This window comes from Pseudomonas sp. 8O, from assembly GCF_902506495.1.
GTDB lineage: Bacteria > Pseudomonadota > Gammaproteobacteria > Pseudomonadales > Pseudomonadaceae > Aquipseudomonas > Aquipseudomonas chaetocerotis.
The window spans coordinates 272,717-293,389 of record NZ_LR733264.1 but is presented as its reverse complement, the minus strand read 5'-3'; the positions used below and the strand labels follow the sequence as shown (position 1 = coordinate 293,389).

At 64.5% G+C, this 20,673-nt stretch carries 18 protein-coding genes; 8 read left to right on the top strand and 10 right to left on the bottom strand.

Annotated features, from left to right (window positions below):
• Window positions 1–86: 86 nt before the first annotated feature.
• The 7 genes from GV002_RS04195 to GV002_RS04165 all read right to left on the bottom strand — a co-directional run bounded on the left by GV002_RS04195 (window position 87) and on the right by GV002_RS04165 (window position 8,160).
• Complete coding sequence (locus tag GV002_RS04195; RefSeq protein WP_160017188.1) at window positions 87–473, bottom strand: DUF2946 domain-containing protein; 387 nt, start codon at window positions 471–473, stop codon at window positions 87–89.
• 166 nt (window positions 474–639) lie between these two features.
• Complete coding sequence (locus tag GV002_RS04190; RefSeq protein ID WP_160017187.1) at window positions 640–1,905, bottom strand: NAD(P)/FAD-dependent oxidoreductase; 1,266 nt, start codon at window positions 1,903–1,905, stop codon at window positions 640–642.
• Between the two features lie 3 nt (window positions 1,906–1,908).
• The gene (locus GV002_RS04185; protein ID WP_160017186.1) at window positions 1,909–3,486 is read right to left on the bottom strand and encodes an aldehyde dehydrogenase (NADP(+)); all 1,578 of its coding nucleotides are present in this window, start codon (window positions 3,484–3,486) and stop codon (window positions 1,909–1,911) included.
• Window positions 3,487–3,548: 62 nt separating this feature from the next.
• On the bottom strand, window positions 3,549–4,496 hold the full coding sequence (locus tag GV002_RS04180; protein WP_160017185.1) for a dihydrodipicolinate synthase family protein: 948 nt from the start codon (window positions 4,494–4,496) through the stop codon (window positions 3,549–3,551).
• 44 nt (window positions 4,497–4,540) lie between these two features.
• Window positions 4,541–5,467, bottom strand: a complete 927-nt coding sequence (locus GV002_RS04175; RefSeq protein WP_160017184.1) for a 4-hydroxyproline epimerase — start codon at window positions 5,465–5,467, stop codon at window positions 4,541–4,543.
• Between the two features lie 11 nt (window positions 5,468–5,478).
• Window positions 5,479–6,510, bottom strand: a complete 1,032-nt coding sequence (locus tag GV002_RS04170) for an Ldh family oxidoreductase (protein ID WP_160017183.1) — start codon at window positions 6,508–6,510, stop codon at window positions 5,479–5,481.
• 27 nt (window positions 6,511–6,537) lie between these two features.
• The gene (locus GV002_RS04165; protein WP_160017182.1) at window positions 6,538–8,160 is read right to left on the bottom strand and encodes an APC family permease; all 1,623 of its coding nucleotides are present in this window, start codon (window positions 8,158–8,160) and stop codon (window positions 6,538–6,540) included.
• Window positions 8,161–8,457: 297 nt separating this feature from the next.
• Here GV002_RS04165 and GV002_RS04160 point away from each other — a divergent pair, with 297 nt between their 5' ends.
• Window positions 8,458–9,237 (top strand): AraC family transcriptional regulator, encoded by a 780-nt coding sequence (locus GV002_RS04160; protein WP_160017181.1) that lies wholly within the window; start codon window positions 8,458–8,460, stop codon window positions 9,235–9,237.
• A gap of 109 nt (window positions 9,238–9,346) precedes the next feature.
• Here the strand turns inward: GV002_RS04160 and GV002_RS04155 are convergent, their stop codons facing one another.
• Window positions 9,347–10,261 carry a LysR family transcriptional regulator gene (locus tag GV002_RS04155; protein WP_160017180.1) on the bottom strand — a complete coding sequence of 305 codons (915 nt, stop codon included), beginning with the start codon at window positions 10,259–10,261 and terminating at the stop codon, window positions 9,347–9,349.
• A gap of 105 nt (window positions 10,262–10,366) precedes the next feature.
• Here GV002_RS04155 and GV002_RS04150 point away from each other — a divergent pair, with 105 nt between their 5' ends.
• From GV002_RS04150 to GV002_RS04140, 3 genes are all read left to right on the top strand, one after another.
• Window positions 10,367–10,660: a putative quinol monooxygenase gene (locus GV002_RS04150; protein ID WP_160017179.1), complete on the top strand. Its 294-nt coding sequence runs from the start codon at window positions 10,367–10,369 to the stop codon at window positions 10,658–10,660.
• Window positions 10,661–10,682: 22 nt separating this feature from the next.
• Complete coding sequence (locus GV002_RS04145) at window positions 10,683–11,699, top strand: zinc-binding alcohol dehydrogenase family protein (RefSeq protein ID WP_160017178.1); 1,017 nt, start codon at window positions 10,683–10,685, stop codon at window positions 11,697–11,699.
• A gap of 346 nt (window positions 11,700–12,045) precedes the next feature.
• Window positions 12,046–12,228: a hypothetical protein gene (locus tag GV002_RS04140; RefSeq protein WP_160017177.1), complete on the top strand. Its 183-nt coding sequence runs from the start codon at window positions 12,046–12,048 to the stop codon at window positions 12,226–12,228.
• 81 nt (window positions 12,229–12,309) lie between these two features.
• Here GV002_RS04140 and GV002_RS04135 read toward each other — a convergent pair whose 3' ends face one another.
• The gene (locus tag GV002_RS04135) at window positions 12,310–12,966 is read right to left on the bottom strand and encodes a TetR family transcriptional regulator (protein ID WP_160017176.1); all 657 of its coding nucleotides are present in this window, start codon (window positions 12,964–12,966) and stop codon (window positions 12,310–12,312) included.
• 180 nt (window positions 12,967–13,146) lie between these two features.
• Between GV002_RS04135 and GV002_RS04130 the strand changes: the two genes are divergently transcribed.
• From GV002_RS04130 to adeC, 3 genes are read left to right on the top strand one after another with little or no spacing between them, the layout of a single operon-like run.
• Window positions 13,147–14,295, top strand: coding sequence for an efflux RND transporter periplasmic adaptor subunit (locus GV002_RS04130; RefSeq protein ID WP_160017175.1), 1,149 nt, complete (start codon window positions 13,147–13,149; stop codon window positions 14,293–14,295).
• Window positions 14,296–14,309: 14 nt separating this feature from the next.
• Complete coding sequence (locus GV002_RS04125) at window positions 14,310–17,453, top strand: efflux RND transporter permease subunit (RefSeq protein WP_160017174.1); 3,144 nt, start codon at window positions 14,310–14,312, stop codon at window positions 17,451–17,453.
• Window positions 17,450–18,883 carry an AdeC/AdeK/OprM family multidrug efflux complex outer membrane factor gene (gene adeC / locus GV002_RS04120; protein ID WP_160017173.1) on the top strand — a complete coding sequence of 478 codons (1,434 nt, stop codon included), beginning with the start codon at window positions 17,450–17,452 and terminating at the stop codon, window positions 18,881–18,883. The genes GV002_RS04125 and adeC overlap by 4 nt, the downstream gene beginning before the upstream one ends.
• A gap of 87 nt (window positions 18,884–18,970) precedes the next feature.
• Here adeC and GV002_RS04115 read toward each other — a convergent pair whose 3' ends face one another.
• Window positions 18,971–19,582 carry a TetR/AcrR family transcriptional regulator gene (locus GV002_RS04115; RefSeq protein WP_072424352.1) on the bottom strand — a complete coding sequence of 204 codons (612 nt, stop codon included), beginning with the start codon at window positions 19,580–19,582 and terminating at the stop codon, window positions 18,971–18,973.
• A gap of 106 nt (window positions 19,583–19,688) precedes the next feature.
• Here GV002_RS04115 and GV002_RS04110 point away from each other — a divergent pair, with 106 nt between their 5' ends.
• Window positions 19,689–20,642, top strand: a complete 954-nt coding sequence (locus tag GV002_RS04110) for an SDR family oxidoreductase (RefSeq protein ID WP_160017172.1) — start codon at window positions 19,689–19,691, stop codon at window positions 20,640–20,642.
• The last annotated feature ends 31 nt before the right edge of the window (window positions 20,643–20,673 follow it).

Here is a 20,673-nt window from a genome sequence, read left to right as displayed (position 1 = left end):
AGCCGCCATGCACTGGGCATGCACGGGTGGCAGCAGGTATTCGCTCGATTGTTATGGTGCGTCGGCAGGCGACGGCTCGGGCGGAATCAGGCGAGCAACGGGGAGGCGCGGGGATTGGCCGAGGGCCAGAGGTAGCGGACGGGGTGGCGGACGGCGAGGCCGACGCCAGGCAGCGCGCGGCTGGTCGACAGCAGCCCGAGCAGGCCGAAGAAGGCGGCGAGAATGATCGCGCTGAACAGGCTGGCCAGCGCACAGTTGGAACCGGTGGCCGGGTTGGGCGCGACGATGCCGGAGCCGTCGAGGTCGGCGCCGGCGCCGAAGTTGCCATCGAACGAGCAGTACTGGCCGTCCAGACCGCTGAGCTGCATGCCGGCCATCTGGCCGTGGCTGATCGCGCAGACGAACGCACTGAACAGGATGCTGAAGTACAGCACCCAGGCGGTCAGTGAGCGGTCTTTGCGGGCCAGTTTCATGGGGCGCGACTCTAAACAGAGGATGGCAGCGCGACACTGCGGTGCGTTGCCGCAGGCATTGTGTACGAGAGTCTAGCAAAGTAATGGGAGTGGGGACTTATCCGCGTTCAACATGATCGGGCCGGCACCGACCGGCCCGTGATCGTGCGATTCGTGCCGCCGTCAGCTAACCACCGAAGCGCCCCAACCGATAGGCCGCAAGCCCCGGTAGCACTTGCCCCCGAGCAAGCCCGGCAATGTGTTCGGCTGTGATGGCGGCCTGCGTCAGGCCCAGGTGCTGATGGCCAAAGGCGAGCAAGACACGCCCCTGCTCGACCTGGTCGATGATTGGCAGCGAATCCGGCAACGACGGTCGCATGCCCATCCACGGACTGGCTCCCTCGAGGTTCAGTTCATCGCGAAAAAGCCCCTCGCTCAGACGCTGCAACTGCCAGGCACGGGCCATGTTCGCAGGCTTGTTGAGCCCGGCGAACTCCACGGTGCCCGCCAGGCGCAGGCCGTCCTGCATGGGCGTCATGATGAAGCGGCGCTCGAAGGAGGTGACGGCGAAGGGTAAGCGCCCCTGCTCCCGTGGCAACATCAGGTGATAGCCGCGCTCGGTATCCAAAGGCACCCGCCTGCCGGTGAGGCGCGCGGTGAGTGCCGCCGAATGGGCTCCACAGGCCAGCAGCACCCGGCGTGCGCGAAGTGCACCACCATCGAAGTGCAGCGCAACGCCGTCCGGCAACAGGTGCCCGTCCACCACCCGGCGTTGATGGAACACCACGCCCAGTGCTTGGGCGGCGTGAGCCAGTTCACCCACCACCCGGTAGGGGTCGATGAAGTGCCCGGTGGCGGGAAAGAACAACCCACCGCGCATGCCATCGCTGAGTGTGGGCAGCGCCGCACGCACGGCCGCCGCGTCCCAGTAATCGACCGGGACCCCCTGCGCCTGCATGCGTGCCTGCAGGGCCAGCAGCGCCGGACGCGATTGCTCCTGCTCATAGGCCAGCAACGAGCCGTCCTCACGCAACAGCTCTGGTCGTCCGATAGCCTGCAAGGTGCGCCGCCAGGCGCTCAGACTGGCCTCGTTGAGCGCACGCAGCCCGGCCACGGTGCGTGCGAACGGCGCAGCCCGCAGATTTAGCAGCAGGCGTAGAAACCAGGGCGTTGCCTGCGGCAGATAGGTCCAGTCCAGACGCAGCGGCCCCATCGGGTCGAGGAGCATGGCTGGCAGGCGCTTGAGGATGGAGAAATCGACAATCGGGAACACCTGCTCGGTGGCCAGGTGCCCGGCATTGCCGAACGAGGCACCCTGGCCCACGCCATCCGGGTCGAAGACCTGCACCCGCAGCCCCTGACGCGCCAGTTGCAGGGCGCAGGCGACACCGATGATACCGGCGCCGACCACAGCCACATCGACATCGACATCGACCGACAGGTGATCGCTCATCGATCAGACCTCCCTTTCGCCGTCGATCAATCGCCGCAGCCCCAGCGGATTGGCGTCGCGCAGGGCCAACGGCAGCAGCTCATCCGGGAAACCCTGCAGGCATACCGGCCGCAGGAAGCGGCGAATGGCGGCCGTGCCCACCGAGGTGGAGCGCGCATCCGAGGTGGCCGGGAACGGCCCGCCATGAACCATGGCGTCACACACTTCCACACCTGTCGGCCAGGCATTGACCAGCACCCGACCGACCTTGAGTTCCAGGGTCGGCAACAGGGCATGCGCCGCATCGAAGTCGGCAGCGTCCAGATGCAAGGTGGCCGTGAGCTGGCCTTCGAGCGCGTCAAGCAGACGGCGAACCTGCGCCGCGTCGTCGTACTGCACCAGCAGCGCCGCCGCGCCGAAGACTTCGCCATGCAGAGCAGGGTCGGCGAGGAAAGACTCGGCATCGGTGAGGAACACCTGTGCCTGGCAGCGGTTCGGCCCGTCTCCCGGCAACCCGCTGGCAACCTGCCTCACCTGAGGATGTGCAGCCAGCGCCTCGACACCGGCGCTGAATGCCTGGTGGATACCCGGCGTGAGCATCACCTGCGCCGGACACTGCCTGAGCTGTTCAGCCACCGCGACGAGAAACGCATCCAGCGCCGCACCGCGCGGGGCAAGCAGCAGGCCCGGATTGGTGCAGAACTGACCGGCGCCCAGGGTCAGCGAAGCGACGAAGCCCTGGGCCAGTTCCTCGCCGCGCGCCTTGAGCGCTGCCGGAAACAGCAGCACCGGGTTGATCGAACTCATCTCGGCGTAGACCGGGATCGGCTCGGGCCGGGACTGGGCCGCCTGACACAGGGCAAGGCCGCCACTGCGCGAGCCGGTGAAGCCGACCGCCTTGATGCGCGGATCACCGACCAAGCCGAGGCCGACCTCGCGCCCGGCGCCGAACAGTAGCGAAAACACACCCTCGGGCAAACCGCAGCGCGTCACTGCCTGGCGCACCGCCTGCCCGACCAGCTCACTGGTGCCGGGGTGAGCGCCGTGGGCCTTGACCACTACGGGACAGCCTGCCGCCAGCGCCGAGGCGGTGTCGCCACCGGCCACGGAGAACGCCAGAGGGAAGTTGCTCGCGCCGAACACCGCCACCGGCCCCAGTGGCACCTGGCGCTGGCGCATGTCGGGTCGAGGCAGGGGTTGACGTTGGGGTTGTGCGCGGTCGATACGCACGTCCAGCCACTCACCCGCGCGCAGGGTGCAGGCGAAGGTACGCAGTTGCTGGCAGGTACGCGCACGCTCACCCTGCAAGCGCGCCTGGGACAGGCCGGTCTCGGCCATGGCCCGCTCGATCAGCGTCTCGCCCAGGGCTTCGATGGACTCGGCAATGGCCTCCAGGAAGGCCGCACGGGCTGACGGCGTGGTCTCTCGGTAGTCATCGAAGGCGGCCCAGGCCAGGGCACAAGCCTGCTCCACCTGCGCGCGAGTGGCGCCGTGGTAGGCGGGCTCAAGGGTCTGGCCGGTAGCGGGGTCGATGGCGTGAAAAGCGCTGCCGACGCCGGACACAGCCGCGCCGCCGATCAGCATCTTGCCTGTAAGAGTCATGGTGCATCCTTAGCGTTCAGGGGTTGGCCCCGCCGTATCGATAGCTGGCGGGGCGGGCGAACTCACGCGAGGTTGTGTTCGACAGTCCAGTTGGCATACCACTGGCGGAACAGGCTGTACTGCTGCTCGGCATAGCGGCGCTGGGAGTCGCTGAGGGCATCGCTCTCGTTGAAGTGCAAGCGGTACTCGCGGTCGCCGTTGAGCACCATCAGGTACTTGTAGAACAGCACCAGATCACAGCCTTCGTCGAAGGACGAGAGCACCTCCAGCGCAGCACTCAGTTCCAGGGCCAGGCGCCGCGCGCGGGCGTCACCGCTGGCAGCCTGGCGACTCAGGGCGACCAGTTGCAGGACTTCACGAGGCAGCACGTTACCGATGCCGGTGATGGTGCCGGTGGCGTTGCAGTTGACGTAACCGTGGAACACCTGGGTGTCGACACCGGCCATGAGAATCACGTCGTCATCGCGGGAGGTGATGTGCTCGGCGGCGTAGCGCATGTCGGCCGCGCCGCCGAACTCCTTGAAGCCGATCAGGTTGCGGTGCTGCCCGCGCAATTCGAAGAACAGATCGGCGCGGGTGGAGAAGCTGTAATACGGGCTGTTGTAGATGACCGAAGGCAGCTCCGGCGCCGCCTGCAGCACGGCGCTGAAGTGGGCCTTCTGCGCCGCCGGCGAGGCCGCACGGGAGAGCAGACGCGGAATCACCATCAGCCCGTGGGCACCCACCCTGGCTGCGTGTGCGGAATGCGATACCGCCTCACGGGTATTCACCGCCCCCGTGCCGACGATGGTGGGCACGCCAGCCTGCACCAGACGCGCCACGCCCTCCTGACGTTGCGCTTCGCTGAGCAGCGGCCAGTCACCCATGGAGCCGCAATAGACCACGGCGCTCATACCGGCCTGGATCAGTTCGCGGCCCTTGGCAACCAGGGCATCGTAGTCGGGTTGACGTGCCTCGGTGCAGGGCGTCATGAGGGCGGGAATGCAGCCACGGAAGATATCGATATTCATGCTGTCGCTCCTTGAGCAGGGATTGAGAATTTGGCGAAGAGGGCTCAGATGCCCCAGGCGAAAGGGTCCTGCTCATCGATGAGCAGGGTGTTGTCGGCGGTCAGGTGGGCGCGTCCCGTGATAAAGGGGCGAATACGCTCGCCCTCCCACTGGTAGTGCCCCTCGAAGCGACTGCCGGTGATGCTGGCCTGGACCCAGGTCTGCCCGGCAGCGAGCTTGCCGTCTGCGGCGAGGCAGGCGAGCTTGGCGCTGGTTCCAGTGCCGCAGGGCGAACGGTCATAAGCCTTGCCGGGGCACATGACGAAATTGCGGCTATGCGCTTCGTCGTCCTCGGCGAACAACTCGATATGGTCGATAGGCGCCCCGCCCTCGCCGCCGATGCCCTGTGCCTCCAGGGCCTGCAACAGCGCCCAGGTGTATGCGCTGAGGGCATCGACATTGTCCAGGTGCAGGGTCTGGCCGTGGTCGTTGACCAGGAAGAACCAGTTGCCGCCCCAGGCGATGTCGCCGTGGACCACGCCGTGTCCCGGCACGTCCACCGGTACCTGACGGCGATAGCGATAGGCCGGCACGTTGCCGAGGGTGACACTACCGTCCTCGTGCAGCATGGCGCTGACAGTGCCCACCGGTGTGTCGATGCGGTGCTCGCCAGGGGCCATCAGGCCCAGGTACTGCAAGGACGCCACCAGGCCGATGGTGCCGTGGCCGCACATGCCGAGGTAACCGGCGTTGTTGAAGAAGATCACCCCGCAGGTTGCGCCGGGCGAAACCGGTGGACGGTACAACGCGCCCACCAGCACGTCGTTGCCGCGCGGCTCTAGCAGACAGGCACGGCGCCAGCGGTCGTGCTGCGCGCGCAAGGTGTCGCGCTGCTCCGCCAGGGTGCTGCCGGCCAGTTCGGGAAAGCCGTCTATGACCAGGCGCGTGGGTTCGCCGCCGGTGTGGGAATCGATGACATGGATGCGCTTCATGGCAAGGTCCGTCAGGTCAGGGAATGAGGCTGATCGATCAGCCGTTGAATATCGTCCAGCAGCGCCCGGCTTACCCAGACGCCGGCCTGTTGGCTGCGCTGGCGGGCCGCGAAGCGGCGCTGTGAGGGCAAGCGCGCGCCCTGTTCGGTAATGACGCTGAACAGGGCCTCGGCGCGTTGCCGTCCGGCTTCCAGTTCGCTGCCCAGAAAACGCGCCGGATCGAACGCCAGCAGCAGCTCGCCATGGCATGGCGTCGCCCCGGCGCCAGCGTCGAACGCCAGCGACTCGGCACTGGTCAGGTCACCAATCAGTGCCCCGGCCATGAGTTCGATCATCGCCGCCAGGGCCGAGCCCTTGTGACCGCCGAAAGTCTGCATGGCGCCTTCCAGTACAGCGCGGGCATCGGTGCTGGGCTGCCCGTTGGCATCCAGCCCCCAGCCCAGGGGAATCGGCTTGCCCTGGCGCGCATGCAGCTCGATATCGCCTCGGGCGATAGCGCTGGTGGCGAAGTCGAAGACGAAGGGCTCACGGCCCTGGCGTGGCCAGGAAAATGCCAGCGGATTGGTGCCGAACACCCCTTGGCTGCCGCCCTCCGGCGCCACCCAGGCATGACTCGGGGTCATGGCCAAGCCCACCAGTCCCTCGGCGGCAATGGCTTCCACCTCCGGCCACAGCGCGGAAAAGTGGAAACAGTTGCGGATCACCAGCGCCGCCACGCCCAGCTCGCGGGCCTGCTCAAGCAATAGCGGCAGCCCGGTCTGCAAAGCCAGCAGCGAGTAGCCCCGCTGCGCATCGACGCGGACGATGGCCGGCGCCGGGCGACTCACGCGAGGCTGTGCCAGCGGGTCCACCTTGCCGCAGCGCAGCGAGTGCACGCACACCAGCACACGGTACAAGCCGTGGGAATGACACTCATCGCGCTGCCCCTGGGTGATGGTGTCAGCGATGGCGCGGGCGTGATCCTGGCCCATGCCATTGACGGTCAGGGCACGCAACGCGAGCGCGTGCACCTGATCGAGGCTGAGATTGACGAGTTCCGTCATGGCCGTACTCCTTCCGGTCAATGCTGACTAGACGCGGTTAGGCAACAGCGTTGGGGCTGGCACCACATCGACGTCATCCCCCTCCTCACTTTCGTCCTCGCCGCTCAGGCGAATCAGCTCGGCCGGTACACCGGTAGCAGCGCCCCAGTGGTAGATGCCCAGGGCACAGAGCGCCACGCTGAGGGTGTCATAGGGATGACCGAGCACTCCCAGCCCGCCAAAACTGCCCAACCAGGAAAGCAGCAGCGTCACGGCGTAAAAGCCGATCAGCCAGGCGGACGAGCGCACCTGCAGGGCAAGACTCAGGTGCTCGGTCGGCACGAAGCGGCGGCACAGCAGGTAGATCACGAACATCACAATCTGCAGGCTCAACAGCCAGGACACGGTGCCCCAGCCGGACCAGTAGACGATCAGCGCGGCAATCACGAAGGACAGCGGCCCCATCACCGCCAGGCCACGCACACGAAACGGGCGCGGCATATCCGGCGCATTGCGGCGCAGCGCAGCCACCGTGACCGGCGCTACCGCATAACTCAGTACCAGCGCGGCGGACACCACATTGATCAGCGCTTCCCAGGAGGGGAATGGCAGGGTCCAGAACACCGACAGGGCGAAGGTCAGCCACAGCGCCGGACGCGGAATGCCAGAGGCTTCGTCGATGCGAGTGAAGATGCGGAAAAAAGTGCCGGTCTGCGCCCAGCCATAGATCACTCGCGGCGTCGCATTCATGTAGATGTTGCCGCAGCCACTGGGCGAAACCACGGCATCGGCGACCACCAGATAGGCTAGCCAGCCCACCCCGAGTACCAGCGCGATGTCGCGGTATGGCAGGGCGAATTCTTTGGAGATACCGGCCCAGCCGTTGGCCAGCATTTCGGTCGGCACGGCACCCAGGAACGCCACTTGCAGCAGAACATAGATAGCCGTGGAGAGCAGCACCGAGAGGATCAGCGCGATGGGGATGGTGCGCTGCGGATTCTTGACCTCGCTGGCCACCGAGATGATCGGCGTGAGGCCCAGGTAGGCGAAGATGATGCCGCCGGCCGACACCGCCATCTCGATACCCGACAGCCCGAACGGGGCAAAGCCCTGTACCTGGAAGTTCTCGGGCTTGAAGAAGGTGAAGAGCACACCAATGACCAGCAGTGGCACGATGAACTTGAATACGCTGACCAGGTTGTTGGCGCGGGCGAAGGTTTTCACGCTGCGGTAGTTGAGCCAGAAGAACAGGCACAGCAATGCGAATTGCAGCAGCCAGCCGAGCAGCGTCGGATTGCTGGTGCCGGACTGGGTCAGGCTGGGAAACCAGGCCGCTGCATACTGACGTGCAGCCACCACCTCGATCGCCACCAGGCTGGAAAAGGCGATCAGCGTGATGAATCCCATCAGGTAGCCCAGCAGTGGACCATGGGAAAACACCGGGTAGCGCACCACTCCACCGGCACGTGGCAGCGCCGCGCCCAGCTCGCAATAGATGATGCCCAGCAGCAGCACTGCAAAGCCGCCGAGAAACCAGGAGATGATGCCTGCCGGACCGGCAATGGCGGATACATGGCTGGCAGCGAACAGCCAGCCGGAACCGAAGATGGCCCCCAGGCCAATGAAGGTGAGGTCCGTCAGAGACAGTTGTTTCTTGAACTTTCCAGACATGGTGCCGCCCTCTTGTATGTTTTGGATGGGCTGGAGAGAGTCTGCTGCAGTGTCTTGATTCGGAGACGATTCAGGCACCCGCCAGGAGCCGGGCCAAAGACCTCCGCTATCTGCAGCGGCCATAGATTGGCCCGGCAAAGCGTGCCTGGGCTTGATACTTTTCCTCGGCCACCATGACGAAATCGGCACAAAACGCCCATCCCGCGCGATGTCGCCGAGTGCCTCTCGACAGCAGACATGGCCGTGGGGCAACCTGCCGGACGGTCGTCAACAGGCCCCACCGCTGGAGAAAGGAAAATGTCGCAAAACGCGCTCGGTGCCCTGTTCGCGCAGAGCGAGCAGACGCACCCGAAGAACATGGAAGAGTTGCTGGGCAGCGCCAGACTGCTGCTGCCCATGCTGGATGCGATCCCCAATGCGGTGATCTTCATCAAGGACACCCAGGCACGCTACCTGCTGGCCAACCGCACCCTGGTTCAACGCTGCGGGCTGAAGGACCTGCGCCCCCTGCTGGGCAAGACCAGTGCCGAGGTCTTTCCCGCCCAGCTAGGCCCCGGCTACACCGAGCAGGATCGCTGTGTTCTGCAACAGGGGCAGATGCTGGAAGACCAGCTGGAGCTGCATCTCTACGGCAGCCGCGAACCTGGCTGGTGCCTGACCCACAAACGCCCGCTGCACGACCGCAGCGGACGCATAATCGGGCTGGTGGGCATCTCCGTGGACCTGCAGTCGGCCAGTGCCAGCCATCCCGCCTACGAGCGCCTGGCCGCCGTGGACGAACACATTCGCCAGCATTTCCACGAAACCATCACCCTGGAGACTTTGACCCATATCGCCGGCCTGTCCGTTGCCCAGTTGGAGCGCTACTGCAAACGCGTCTTCCATCTCACGCCCCGACAGATGATCAGCAAGGCCCGACTTGAGCATGCCCATGGTCTGCTGCTGACCGATCTGCCCATCACCGATATCGCCCTGCAATGCGGCTACACCGACCACAGCGCCTTCAGCCGAAAGTTCAAGCAACTCACCGGCTTTACCCCGCAGCAGTACCGGCAGGCAATGGGTAGACACGCATAAAAGCCACTCGCCACTTCGGGGCCGCACTGACGTGCATCAGGCGAACAGTTGCATGCAGCCGGTTTGTAATGCAGCCCTACCGTGCCTCAGGGCTTTATCGCGTCGAGTGCTAACGCCATGGCGCAGCGTCCAGCAAACGCTGGCAGCGCAGTTGCACGAATTCACGTAACAGATGCACCGCCTTGCTCAACTGAGCACGGTGCGCACAGACCAGATACAAAGGCGTCGGCTCGCCCAGCCAGTTCGGCAGCAGCACCTGCAGGCGTCCTTCGCGAACGTCTTCGGCGACATCCAGCCAGGACTTGTACACCACACCCCGCCCGGCCACGGCCCAGCGTCGAGTGACATCGGCATCGTCGCAGACTCGATCACCCGCGACGTTCATCAGCACTTCGCGCTTGCCGTCCTGAAAGCGCCAGCGATCATACGCACGGCCATGCAGCATATAGAGCAGGCAGTTGTGCTGATGCAGCTCCTCCACGCTCTGCGGCGAACCGTGCCGGGCAACGTAGGAAGGTGAAGCGCAGAGCACCCGACGATTGTCCGGTGCTACCGGCAGCGCCACCAGGCTTGAATCCTCCGGTGCGCCGTAGCGCAGGGCGATATCCACCGGCTCACGAAACAGGTCGGTCACCCGGTCTGCCAGCAGCAGGCGCAGTTGCAGTTGCGGATGCTCGCCCTGGAACTCGTCGAGCCAGGGCAACAGCGTGTTACGCCCCAGATCCGAGGGCGCAGAAAGCTGCAATACGCCGCAAATACCCTCCTGACTGCCGACCAGTTGCTGACGTCCCTCCTCCAAGCTCTGCAACGCCAGCCGGGCATGCACCAGATACAGCTCGCCCTCGGGCGTCAGGCGCAGACTGCGCGTCGAACGCGCCAGCAGGCGCACCTGCAGTTGCTGCTCCAGACGTTTGAGGGCGGCGCTGGCGACCGCTGGCGATACATCCAGCTGCCGCGCCGCAGCGGACAGGCTGCCGGTTTCGGCGGTACGTACGAAGAGTTGCAGGTCGTCGAAACGCAGCATGGCCGTTCACTTTCAAAATAATGATGAAAGAGACTCTATTACCCGCTGCTTTTTCTTGCCACACAAATAAACGAGCATGACTCCAATACCCCACCGGAGCCAGCCATGACCACTGCTCTCACACTGATCGCCACCATCAAGGCCCTGCCAGGTCATGCCGAGGCAGTGGCCGCAGGCCTTCAACGCCTGGTCACGGCCACCTGCGCAGAGCCCGGTTGTCTGCAGTACGCGCTGCACCGCAACAAGTTGGACCCGCACCAGTTCGTGATGATCGAACAATGGCGCGACGCCGAGGCATTGGACCAGCATCGCGCAGCGCCCCACTTTCTATACTTCACCAACGCATTCGGCGAGCGGCTTGCGGGCATCGATCTGCTATCGCTGCAACCCCTTACCTGATATCTCACAGAGGACCATTTCCATGAAAGCCGTCGCTTACTACCAATCCCTGCCTGCCGACCATCCCGAAGCACTGCAGGACATACAGCTGGCCGACCCCACTCCGGGCCCGCACGATCTACTGGTCGAGGTTCGGGCCATCTCGGTCAACCCGGTCGATACCAAGATCCGCCTCGGCGTCAAACCGGAGAACGGCGCCGCCAAAGTGCTGGGCTGGGATGCGACCGGTATCGTCCAGGCCGTGGGCAGCGAAGTCAGCCTGTTCCAGCCCGGCGACCGGGTGTTCTATGCCGGTGCCATCGACCGTGCCGGTGCCAACAGCGAACTGCACCTGGTCGATGAACGCATCGTTGGCCATATGCCAAGCAGCCTGTCATTCGCCGAAGCTGCGGCCCTGCCACTGACTGCCATCACCGCCTGGGAACTGCTGTTCGAGCGCCTGCAGGTTGCCGAGGGTTCGGCCGATCAGGGCCAGAGCCTGCTGATCGTCGGCGCCGCCGGCGGTGTTGGCTCGATCCTCACCCAGCTGGCACGCCACCTGACCGGCCTGACCGTGATCGGCACTGCCTCGCGCCCGGAAACCCAGGCCTGGGTCCGTGAGCTGGGCGCACATCATGTGATCGATCACAGCAAGCCGCTGAGCGAGGAACTGGCGCGCATTGGCATCGGCCAAGTCACCCATGTCGCCAGCCTGACCCAAACCGACCAGCACTACGCACAACTGGTCGAATCCCTGGAGCCTCAGGGGCGCCTGGCGCTGATCGACGACCCACTGCAACCACTGGACGTGATGCAACTCAAGCGCAAGAGCCTGTCACTGCATTGGGAGTTGATGTTCACCCGCTCTCTGTACCAGACCGAAGACATGATCGAGCAGCATCGTCTGCTGGAACGAGTATCCGATCTGGTCGACAGCGGCGTGATCAAGACCACCCTCGGTGAGCATTTCGGCACCATCAATGCAGCCAACCTGCGCCGCGCCCATGCGTTGCTGGAGAGTGGCAAGGCCAAGGGCAAGATCGTGCTCGAAGGGTTCTGAGGCGCGATGCGGGGCTGGGTCGCACGGGGTGAGTCGGTGTGGTGGGCTGAAACGGAAAACCGCCCACCCTACAGACTGAATCTCAGCCCTGATTACGATGTCGTAGGGTGCGCTGTGAGCACCGAAAAAACCGGCTAGTACCTGGTGCGCACAGTGCACCCTACCTCTCTGCTTCAGCCCCGTCGCCTGACCCAGTCACGTTGCCTTCGCGGTACCGCTTATCGCGAAGCGGCCATCACGCTGGTCGGTCATTTGACTCAGATCAGAAAAAAATCGTGCAAGCGAACTATCCTGATTGTCCCCAACAAGCACTGGCGACTCGTCGCAGCTCAAGGAGGTGGTTCGCATGAAAGTTCTCGTTCAGCCACGCAATCAGGGCGGCGAATGCCTGTGGCAGGTTCGACTGGATCAGCATTGCGTGAGTTTTCGCAGCGAAGAGGAAGCCCGCCAGTTCGTCGTCAGGCTGGAAGCCCGCGTGCGTGCGCCACACAACCTGCCCGACTGGCCCGCGCAACGTCAAGCGAGCTGAATCTCAGCCCTGATTGCGATAGCGTAGGGTGCGCTGTGCGCACCGAACAACCGGGCTAACCCCTGGTGCGCGCAGCGCACCCTACCTCTCGTCAGGCAGCTGACTGACCGTCATCAGGCGCAATGCCGGACTGCACAGCATGTCCAACGCGGTGTCGACCAGCGCGGGCGCCTGCTGTGCCAGGTCGAAGTTGGGCACCAGCAACCAGTTCGACTCGATACCTTCCATATAGGCATGCAGACAGACGGCTGCGCGCGCGCAGTCCAGATCGCTCGGCAGCTGGCCCTTGTTGACCGCGTTGCTCAGCGCCTTGGCGATACGCTGATCGCACTCCAGGCTCAGCGCCTGCATGCGCTCGCGCAGGCCGAGCAGCTCACCGGTGTATTCGCATTTGTAACGCAGGATGTCATGGGTGCGGTGGGTCTGCGGTTCGCAAGCCAGGCGCGTCAGGGCCTTGACCAGCAATTCACGCATGCAGCCCAGTGGATCAGGCTCGTCCTCGCTCTCGCTGGCACGCGCCAGTTCCTCGAGCGGCAGGCGCAGACGTTCGAGCATCGCCTGAAACAGATCGATCTTGTTCTCGAAATGCCAATAAATAGCGCCGCGGCTGACGCCGGCTTCTTTCGCCACTTCCGCCAGAGAGGCACGGGAAACGCCCTGGGCATGGAACACCCGCTCGGCGGCATCGAGTATCTGCACCCGCGTCGCCTGCGCTTCCTCTTTGGTTCTTCTGGCCATCTGTCACCTACTGTCGCTTTGCCGTAACCCTTCGGTAAGGAAGGACGGGCGAGAGTATGCAGGCAGCTTTAGGCATTTACAAACATTCACGTACGTAAGTATATTCCTCCATCGATTTTTTCCCCTGCCTTCGTCCCCTTCGCCCCTTGGGCCATGATTCGATAAAAACGAGGTTCTCAGATGCACTCGAAGCCAGCCTTCGCTGTCTTGGTTTCCGCCATCGCCGTGGCAATGCTCAGTCTCACCGGCTGCCAGGAATCCAGCGCCCCACAGACCCAGCAAACCCCGCAAGTCGGAGTGGTAACGCTCGAAGCCAAACCCTTTGCACTGACCAGTGAAGTGCCAGGCCGCACCAGTGCCTATCGCATCGCCGAGGTGCGCCCACAGGTCAACGGCATCATTCAGAAGCGCCTGTTCACCGAAGGCAGCGAGGTCAAGGCGGGTCAGCAGCTGTACCAGATCGACCCAGCCACCTACCAAGCCACGTTCAAGAGCGCCCAGGCCACGCAGCTGTCCGCCAAGTCCCTGGCTGATCGCTACAAGCTGCTGGTCACCGACAAGGCCGTCAGCCAACAGGCCTATGATGAAGCTCGCGCCGCCGCCCTGCAGGCTGACGCCGCACTGGAGCAGGCGCGCATCGACCTGCGCTACACCAAGGTGATGGCGCCGATCAGCGGTCGCATCGGCCGCTCTGCGGTAACCGAAGGTGCGCTGGTCAGCAATGGCCAGGCGGGCGCCATGGCCACCATCCAGCAGCTCGATCCGATCTACGTCGACGTCACCCAATCGAGCAAGGAACTGCTGCGTCTGCGCCGTGACCTGGCCGATGGTCGCCTGCAGAAAGCCAGCGACAGCGCCGCCAAGGTCGCGCTGAAACTGGAGGACGGAAGCCGTTACGCCCATGAAGGCACCCTGGAATTCTCCGAAGTGGCAGTGGACGAAAGCACCGGCTCGGTGACCCTGCGCGCCGTGTTCCCCAACCCGGACCACCTGCTGCTGCCGGGCATGTTCGTACATGCCGAGTTGCTCTCCGGGGTCAAGCAGAACGCCATCCTCGCCCCGCAGCAGGGTGTGACGCGCAACCAGCGCGGCGAACCCACGGCGATGGTGGTGGGTGCCGACAACAAGGTTGAACTGCGCGTACTCAAGGCTGATCGCACCGCAGGCAGTGCCTGGCTGGTAGAGGAAGGCCTGAACGAAGGCGACCGCCTGATCACCGAGGGCCTGCAGTTCGTGCAGCCTGGCGCCGAGGTCAAGGCCGTGCCGGCCGGCAACGTCAACACCGAACAGCCTGCCCAAGACGCCGAACAAGCCAGCGGCCAGGACTAACGGAGAAGTACTGAATGTCCAGATTCTTTATCGACCGGCCGATCTTCGCCTGGGTGATCGCCCTGGTGATCATGCTGGCGGGTGGCCTGTCCATCCTCAAGCTGCCGATCAACCAGTACCCGAGCATCGCGCCACCTGCCGTTGCCATCCAGGTCAGCTACCCGGGCGCCTCGGCGCAGACGGTGCAGGACACCGTGGTGCAGGTGATCGAGCAGCAGCTCAACGGTATCGACGGCCTGCGCTACGTCAGCTCGTCGAGCAACTCCGACGGCAGCATGGAGATCATCGTTACCTTCGAACAGGGGGTGAACCCGGATATCGCCCAGGTCCAGGTGCAGAACAAGCTGCAACTGGCCACCCCGCTGCTGCCACAGGAAGTCCAGCAACAGGGCATCCGCGTGACCAAGTCGGTGCGCAACTTCCTGATGGTCATCGGCGTGGTGTCGAAAGACGGCAGCATGACCCGTGAAGACCTGTCGGACTACATCGTCTCCAACCTGCAGGACCCGATCTCACGGACCAAGGGCGTCGGCGACTTCCAGGTGTTCGGCGCGCAGTACGCCATGCGTATCTGGCTCGACCCGGCCAAGCTCAACAGCTTCCAGCTGACTCCAGTTGACGTGCGCAGCGCCATCCAGGCGCAGAACGTGCAGATTTCCTCCGGCCAGTTCGGCGGCCTGCCTGCGGCACCGGGCAATCAGCTCAACGCCACGATCATCGGCAAGACGCGCCTGCAGACCCCGGAAGAGTTCCGCAAGATTCTGCTCAAGGTTCAGCCCGATGGCTCCCAGGTGCGCCTGGGTGACATCGCCAAGGTCGAGCTGGGCGGCGAGAACTACGCCATCAACGCGCAGTTCAACGGCCTGCCGGCCTCCGGTCTGGCGATTCGCCTGGCCACCGGCGCCAACGCCCTGGATACCGCCAAGGCGGTGCGTGAAACCATCTCCAATCTCGAGCCGTTCTTCCCGGCCGGCATGGAAGTGGTCTTCCCCTACGACACCACGCCGGTGATCTCGGCCTCCATCGAAGGGGTGGTGCACACCCTGTTCGAGGCCATCGTGCTGGTGTTCCTGGTGATGTTCCTGTTCCTGCAGAACCTGCGCGCCACCATCATTCCGACCATGGCGGTGCCGGTGGTACTGCTCGGCACCTTCGGCATACTTGCCGCGTTCGGTTTCTCCATCAATACCCTGACCATGTTCGCCATGGTCCTGGCCATCGGCCTGCTGGTGGACGACGCCATCGTGGTGGTGGAAAACGTCGAACGGGTGATGCGCGAGGATGGGCTATCGCCCAAGGAAGCGACGCGCAAGTCCATGGGGCAAATCCAGGGCGCACTGGTGGGCATTGGCCTGGTGCTCTCGGCAGTGTTCCTGCCGATGGCGTTCTTCGGCGGCTCCACCGGGGTGATCTACCGGCAGTTCTCCATCACCATCGTCTCGGCCATGGCTCTGTCGGTGCTGGTGGCGCTGATCTTCACCCCGGCGCTGTGCGCCACCCTGCTCAAGCCCATCGATGGCGATCACCACGAGGCCAAGCGCGGCTTCTTCGGCTGGTTCAACCGCACCTTCGAGCGCGGCAGCAATGCCTATCAGCGCGGCGTTGCGGGCATGATCAAGCGCAAGGCGCCCTACCTGCTGCTGTACCTGGTGATCGTCATCATCATGGCGTGGATGTTCACCCGCATCCCCACCGCCTTCCTCCCCGAGGAAGACCAGGGCGTGCTCTTCGCCCAGGTGCAGACGCCGTCCGGCTCCAGTGCCGAGCGTACCCAGGTGGTGGTCGACGAAATGCGCCAGTACCTGCTGGAAGACGAGGCGAGCACGGTCAAGTCGGTGTTCACCGTCACCGGCTTCAACTTCGCCGGCCGTGGTCAAAGCTCCGGTATGGCCTTCATCATGCTCAAGCCCTGGGGTGAACGTCCCGGCGCCGAGAATGGCGTAGCCGCGCTGGCGCAACGTGCGCAGATGCACTTCTTCAGCTTCCGCGATGCGATGGTGTTCGCCTTCGCCCCGCCGGCGGTCATGGAGATGGGTAACGCCACTGGCTTCAACTTCTTCCTGCAGGATCAGGCGGGCGTCGGCCACCAGGTGATGAACGAGGCACGTGACAAATTCCTGCAACTGGCCAACCAGCACCCGGTGCTCGACAGCGTGCGCGCCAACGGCCTGCGCGACGAGGCGCAGTACCAGTTGCTGATCGATGACGAGCGCGCCCGCGCCCTCGGCCTGTCGCTGGCGGACATCAACAGCACCCTGTCGATTGCCTGGGGTGCCAGTTACGTCAACGACTTCATCGATCGCGGTCGAGTGAAGAAGGTCTACCTGCAAGGCACATCCGAAGCACGCATGAGCCCGGAAGACCTGAACAAGTGGTACGTGCGCAACGACCAGGGCCGCATGGTGCCGTTCAGCGCCTTCGCCAGCGGTGAATGGACCTATGGTGCGCCGAAGCTGGCGCGCTATAACGGCGTCTCGGCGGTGGAGATCCTCGGTGCTCCGGCGCCTGGCTACAGCACCGGTGATGCCATGGCCGCCGTCGAGGAAATCGCCTCGCAATTGCCACAGGGCGTCGGCTACTCCTGGACCGGGTTGTCCTACGAGGAGCGCCTGGCAGGCTCGCAGACCACTGCACTGTTCGTGATCTCCGCCATCGTGGTGTTCCTGTGCCTGGCAGCCCTGTACGAGAGCTGGTCGATCCCGTTCGCGGTGATGCTGGTGGTGCCGCTGGGGATCATTGGCGCCTTGATGTTCACCGAGCTGCGTGGCCTGTCCAACGACGTGTTCTTCAAGGTTGGCCTGCTCACCACCATCGGCCTGTCGGCGCGTAACGCGATTCTCATCGTCGAGTTCGCCAAAGCGCAGTACGAACAGGGCATGACCTTCGCCGAAGCGGCCATCGAAGCCTGCCGCATGCGCTTGCGCCCGATCATCATGACTTCGCTGGCGTTCATCCTCGGCTGTCTGCCACTGGCCATCGCCAGTGGTGCCGGCGCCGGCAGCAAGCACGCCATCGGCACCGGGGTGATCGGCGGCATGCTCAGCGCGATGATCCTGGCGATCTTCTGGATTCCACTGTTCTACGTCGTGGTCTGCTCGATTTTCGAGAAGAAGCGCCCCGAGCCGACCCGTGAAAACGAGAAGGAGGTACTGCAATGAGGCAGTCCCTGTTGTCCCTGGCCGTGGCCGCCGCTCTGCTCAGCGGCTGCAGCCTGATTCCCGACTATGAACGTCCTGACGCTCCGGTGGCCGCCGACTGGCCGCAAGGCGAAGCCTATGGCAGCGCCGCCAGCGAAGGCAGCCGTGCGGCGGCCGACCTGCAATGGCGCGAGTTCTTCCGCGACCCGGCGCTGCAGCAACTGGTACAGGTGGCACTGGAGAACAACCGCGACCTACGTGTCGCTGCACTGAACGTCGAAGCCTATCGCGCGCTGTACCGTATCCAGCGCGCCGATCTGCTGCCTTCGGTTTCCGCCGACGGCGCCGGCACTCGCCAGCGCCTGCCGGCCGATCTGAGCCAGACCGGTGAAGCCCGTACCAGCGGTCAGTACAGCGCGACCCTGGGCGTCAACGCCTGGGAGCTGGACTTCTTCGGTCGTATCCGCAGCCTCAGCGAGCAGGCCCTGCAGCAGTACCTGGCCACCGAACAGGCCGCGCGCAGCACGCAGATCAGCCTGGTCGCCAGCGTCGCCAACGCCTACCTGCAATGGCAGGCGGATCAGGCGCTGCTGCAACTGACCCAGGACACCCTGAAGACCTTCGAGGAAAGCTACCAGCTGACCCAGCGCAGCTTCGACGTCGGCGTCGCCGATGCCCTGGCCCTGAGCCAGGCACGCAGCTCGGTGGACAGCGCCCGCGTCAGCCTGGCGCAGTACCAGCGCCTGGTCGCTCAGGATCGCAACGCCCTGATTCAGCTGCTCGGCACCGGCCTGCCGGCCAACCTGCCGCAAGGTCTGGCATTGAACGCCGAACTGCTGGAGCAGGTACCGGCTGGCCTGCCCGCCGACCTGCTGCAGCGTCGCCCCGACCTGCTGCAGGCCGAGTACCAGCTCAAGGCCGCCGATGCCAATATCGGCGCGGCGCGTGCGGCGTTCTTCCCCAGCATCAGCCTGACCGCCAATGCCGGCACCGCCAGCAGCCAGTTGTCCGGCCTGTTCGACGGCGGCTCGGGCACCTGGCTGTTCCAGCCGCAGATCAGCCTGCCGATCTTCAACGCCGGCCGCCTGCGCGCCAACCTCGACTATGCCGAACTGCAGAGCGATATCCGCGTCGCCGAGTACGAGAAAGCCATTCAGGTGGCTTTCCAGGAAGTCGCTGACCGCCTCGCCGCACGTACCACCTACCGCCAGCAACTGGACGCCCAGCGTGCCCTGCTGGAAACCACCGAGACCTATTACGACCTGGCCGAACGCCGCTACCGCACCGGCGTGGACAGCTACCTGACCCTGCTCGACGCCCAGCGTCAGCTGTTCAGCGTGCGCCAGCAACTGATCGCAGACCGCCTGGCCCAGCTCAGCAGCGAAGTGGAGCTGTACAAGGCCCTGGGTGGTGGCTGGAGCAATACGGGGAGCAACGCCCCACAAGGTTGACCGCGCGTAACCCGCTTCAAGGACGACCTTATCCAACGCGCCGCCCCCGCAGTCTTTGCGGGGGCGTTTTTTTGCTGGGTCAGTCGGTCAGAGCTCGGACTTGAGCGTCTCGAACGCTTCCTCGAGATAACTGGCCACGGGCTTGGGCTGCCCCACCTGCTCCTGCCAGGTCTGGATCGCCAGGCGCATGGCGCCCAGAGACGCCATGGCCACCACCCGCAGGGTCATGCGCCGCTCGGGTTGGCGCCATACCTCACAGAGCGTGGCGAACAGTTGCCTCTCCTGCTCGGCGTAATGCGCCTGCTTGCGTGCCAGCAGCGACTCGCTGGAGCGCATCAGTCGGTCGATGGCCGCCATCTGCTCGGTGGTGTAGCGGGAAATATGACTCACCAATACATCGCGCACGGCATCCAGCGGCGCGATATCCGGCGAAACCTGCAGCAGCTCGCTGTGGATGCTGGCCCAGCCGGCCTCCTGCCAGGACAGGATGACGTCATCCTTCGACTTGAAATAGGAAAAGAAGGTACGCCGCGAGATACCAGCCTCGGCGGCGATCGCGTCGAGCGTGGTGCTTTCGTAACCATTTGTGAGAAACAACTGCAGCCCGACTTCGGCGATACGCTGCCGAGTGGCCCGGCGCTTGCGCTCTCGCAGGCCTTCGGCAGGCGCATTGCCCTCGGGAGGGAGAGATTCGGACATTCCAATAGCCTATTGCGATAATTGCACTGAGTGCACTAATGTTTGCACCCAGTGCAATTATTTACGTATTCAGATTAGCGCCCCATTCTGAGGCAAGGCAACGATCATGGCCAACTGGACCACTTCCGATATTCCCTCGCTACACGGTCGCACCGCCGTCATCACCGGCACCGGTGGGCTCGGCTTCGAAGACGCAAAAGCCCTGGCCGAAGCGGGAGCGCGGGTGATACTCGCCGGCCGCAACCCTTCGCGTGGCGCGGCTGCCGTCGAGCAGATCCGCCAACTCACTCCGGGTTCAGACGTCTGCTTCGAGCAGTTGGATCTGGCCAGCCTCGATTCCATCGACGCCTTTGCCAAACGCCTTGGCGACTCCGATGGCCACATCGACCTGCTGATCAACAACGCCGGGGTGATGACGCCGCAGCGCCAGGAGACGGCCGACGGCTTCGAACTGCAATTCGGCACCAGCCACCTTGGTCACTTCGCCCTGACCGCCCAACTGTTGCCGCTGCTGCGCAAGGGCGATCAGCCGCGCGTTGTCAGCCTCTCGAGCATCGCTGCCAGGCAAGGCGCCATCGACCTGAGCGACCTGCAATCCACCCGTGACTACAAGCCGATGGTCGCCTACAGCCAATCCAAACTGGCCTGCCTGATGTTCGCCCTGGAACTGCAACGCCGCAGCAACGCGGCTGGCTGGGGTATCCGCAGTATCGCGGCGCATCCGGGTGTGTCACGTACCGAACTGCTGCCCAATGGCGCCGGCAAGTGGAGCGCGGCCGGCAGTGCCCGGCGCCTGCTCTGGTTCCTGTTCCAGCCAGCGGCTCAGGGCGCGCTGCCGACGCTGTTCGCCGCTACCGCCCCGCAAGCTCAGGGCGGCGCCTACTACGGCCCGAACAGGCTGAGCGAAACCCGCGGTTATCCCGTCCTCGCCAGAACGCCTCTGCAGGCAATGGACCTGGGTATGGCCAGACGCCTGTGGAACGAATCCGAACGCCTCACCGGCATGTCATTTCCCGCCGCGCCTTTGCGGATCACCAAGCCCTACCAACTCTTTCCATAGCTTGAACAGCCGCCAGGGAATCCGTACCACG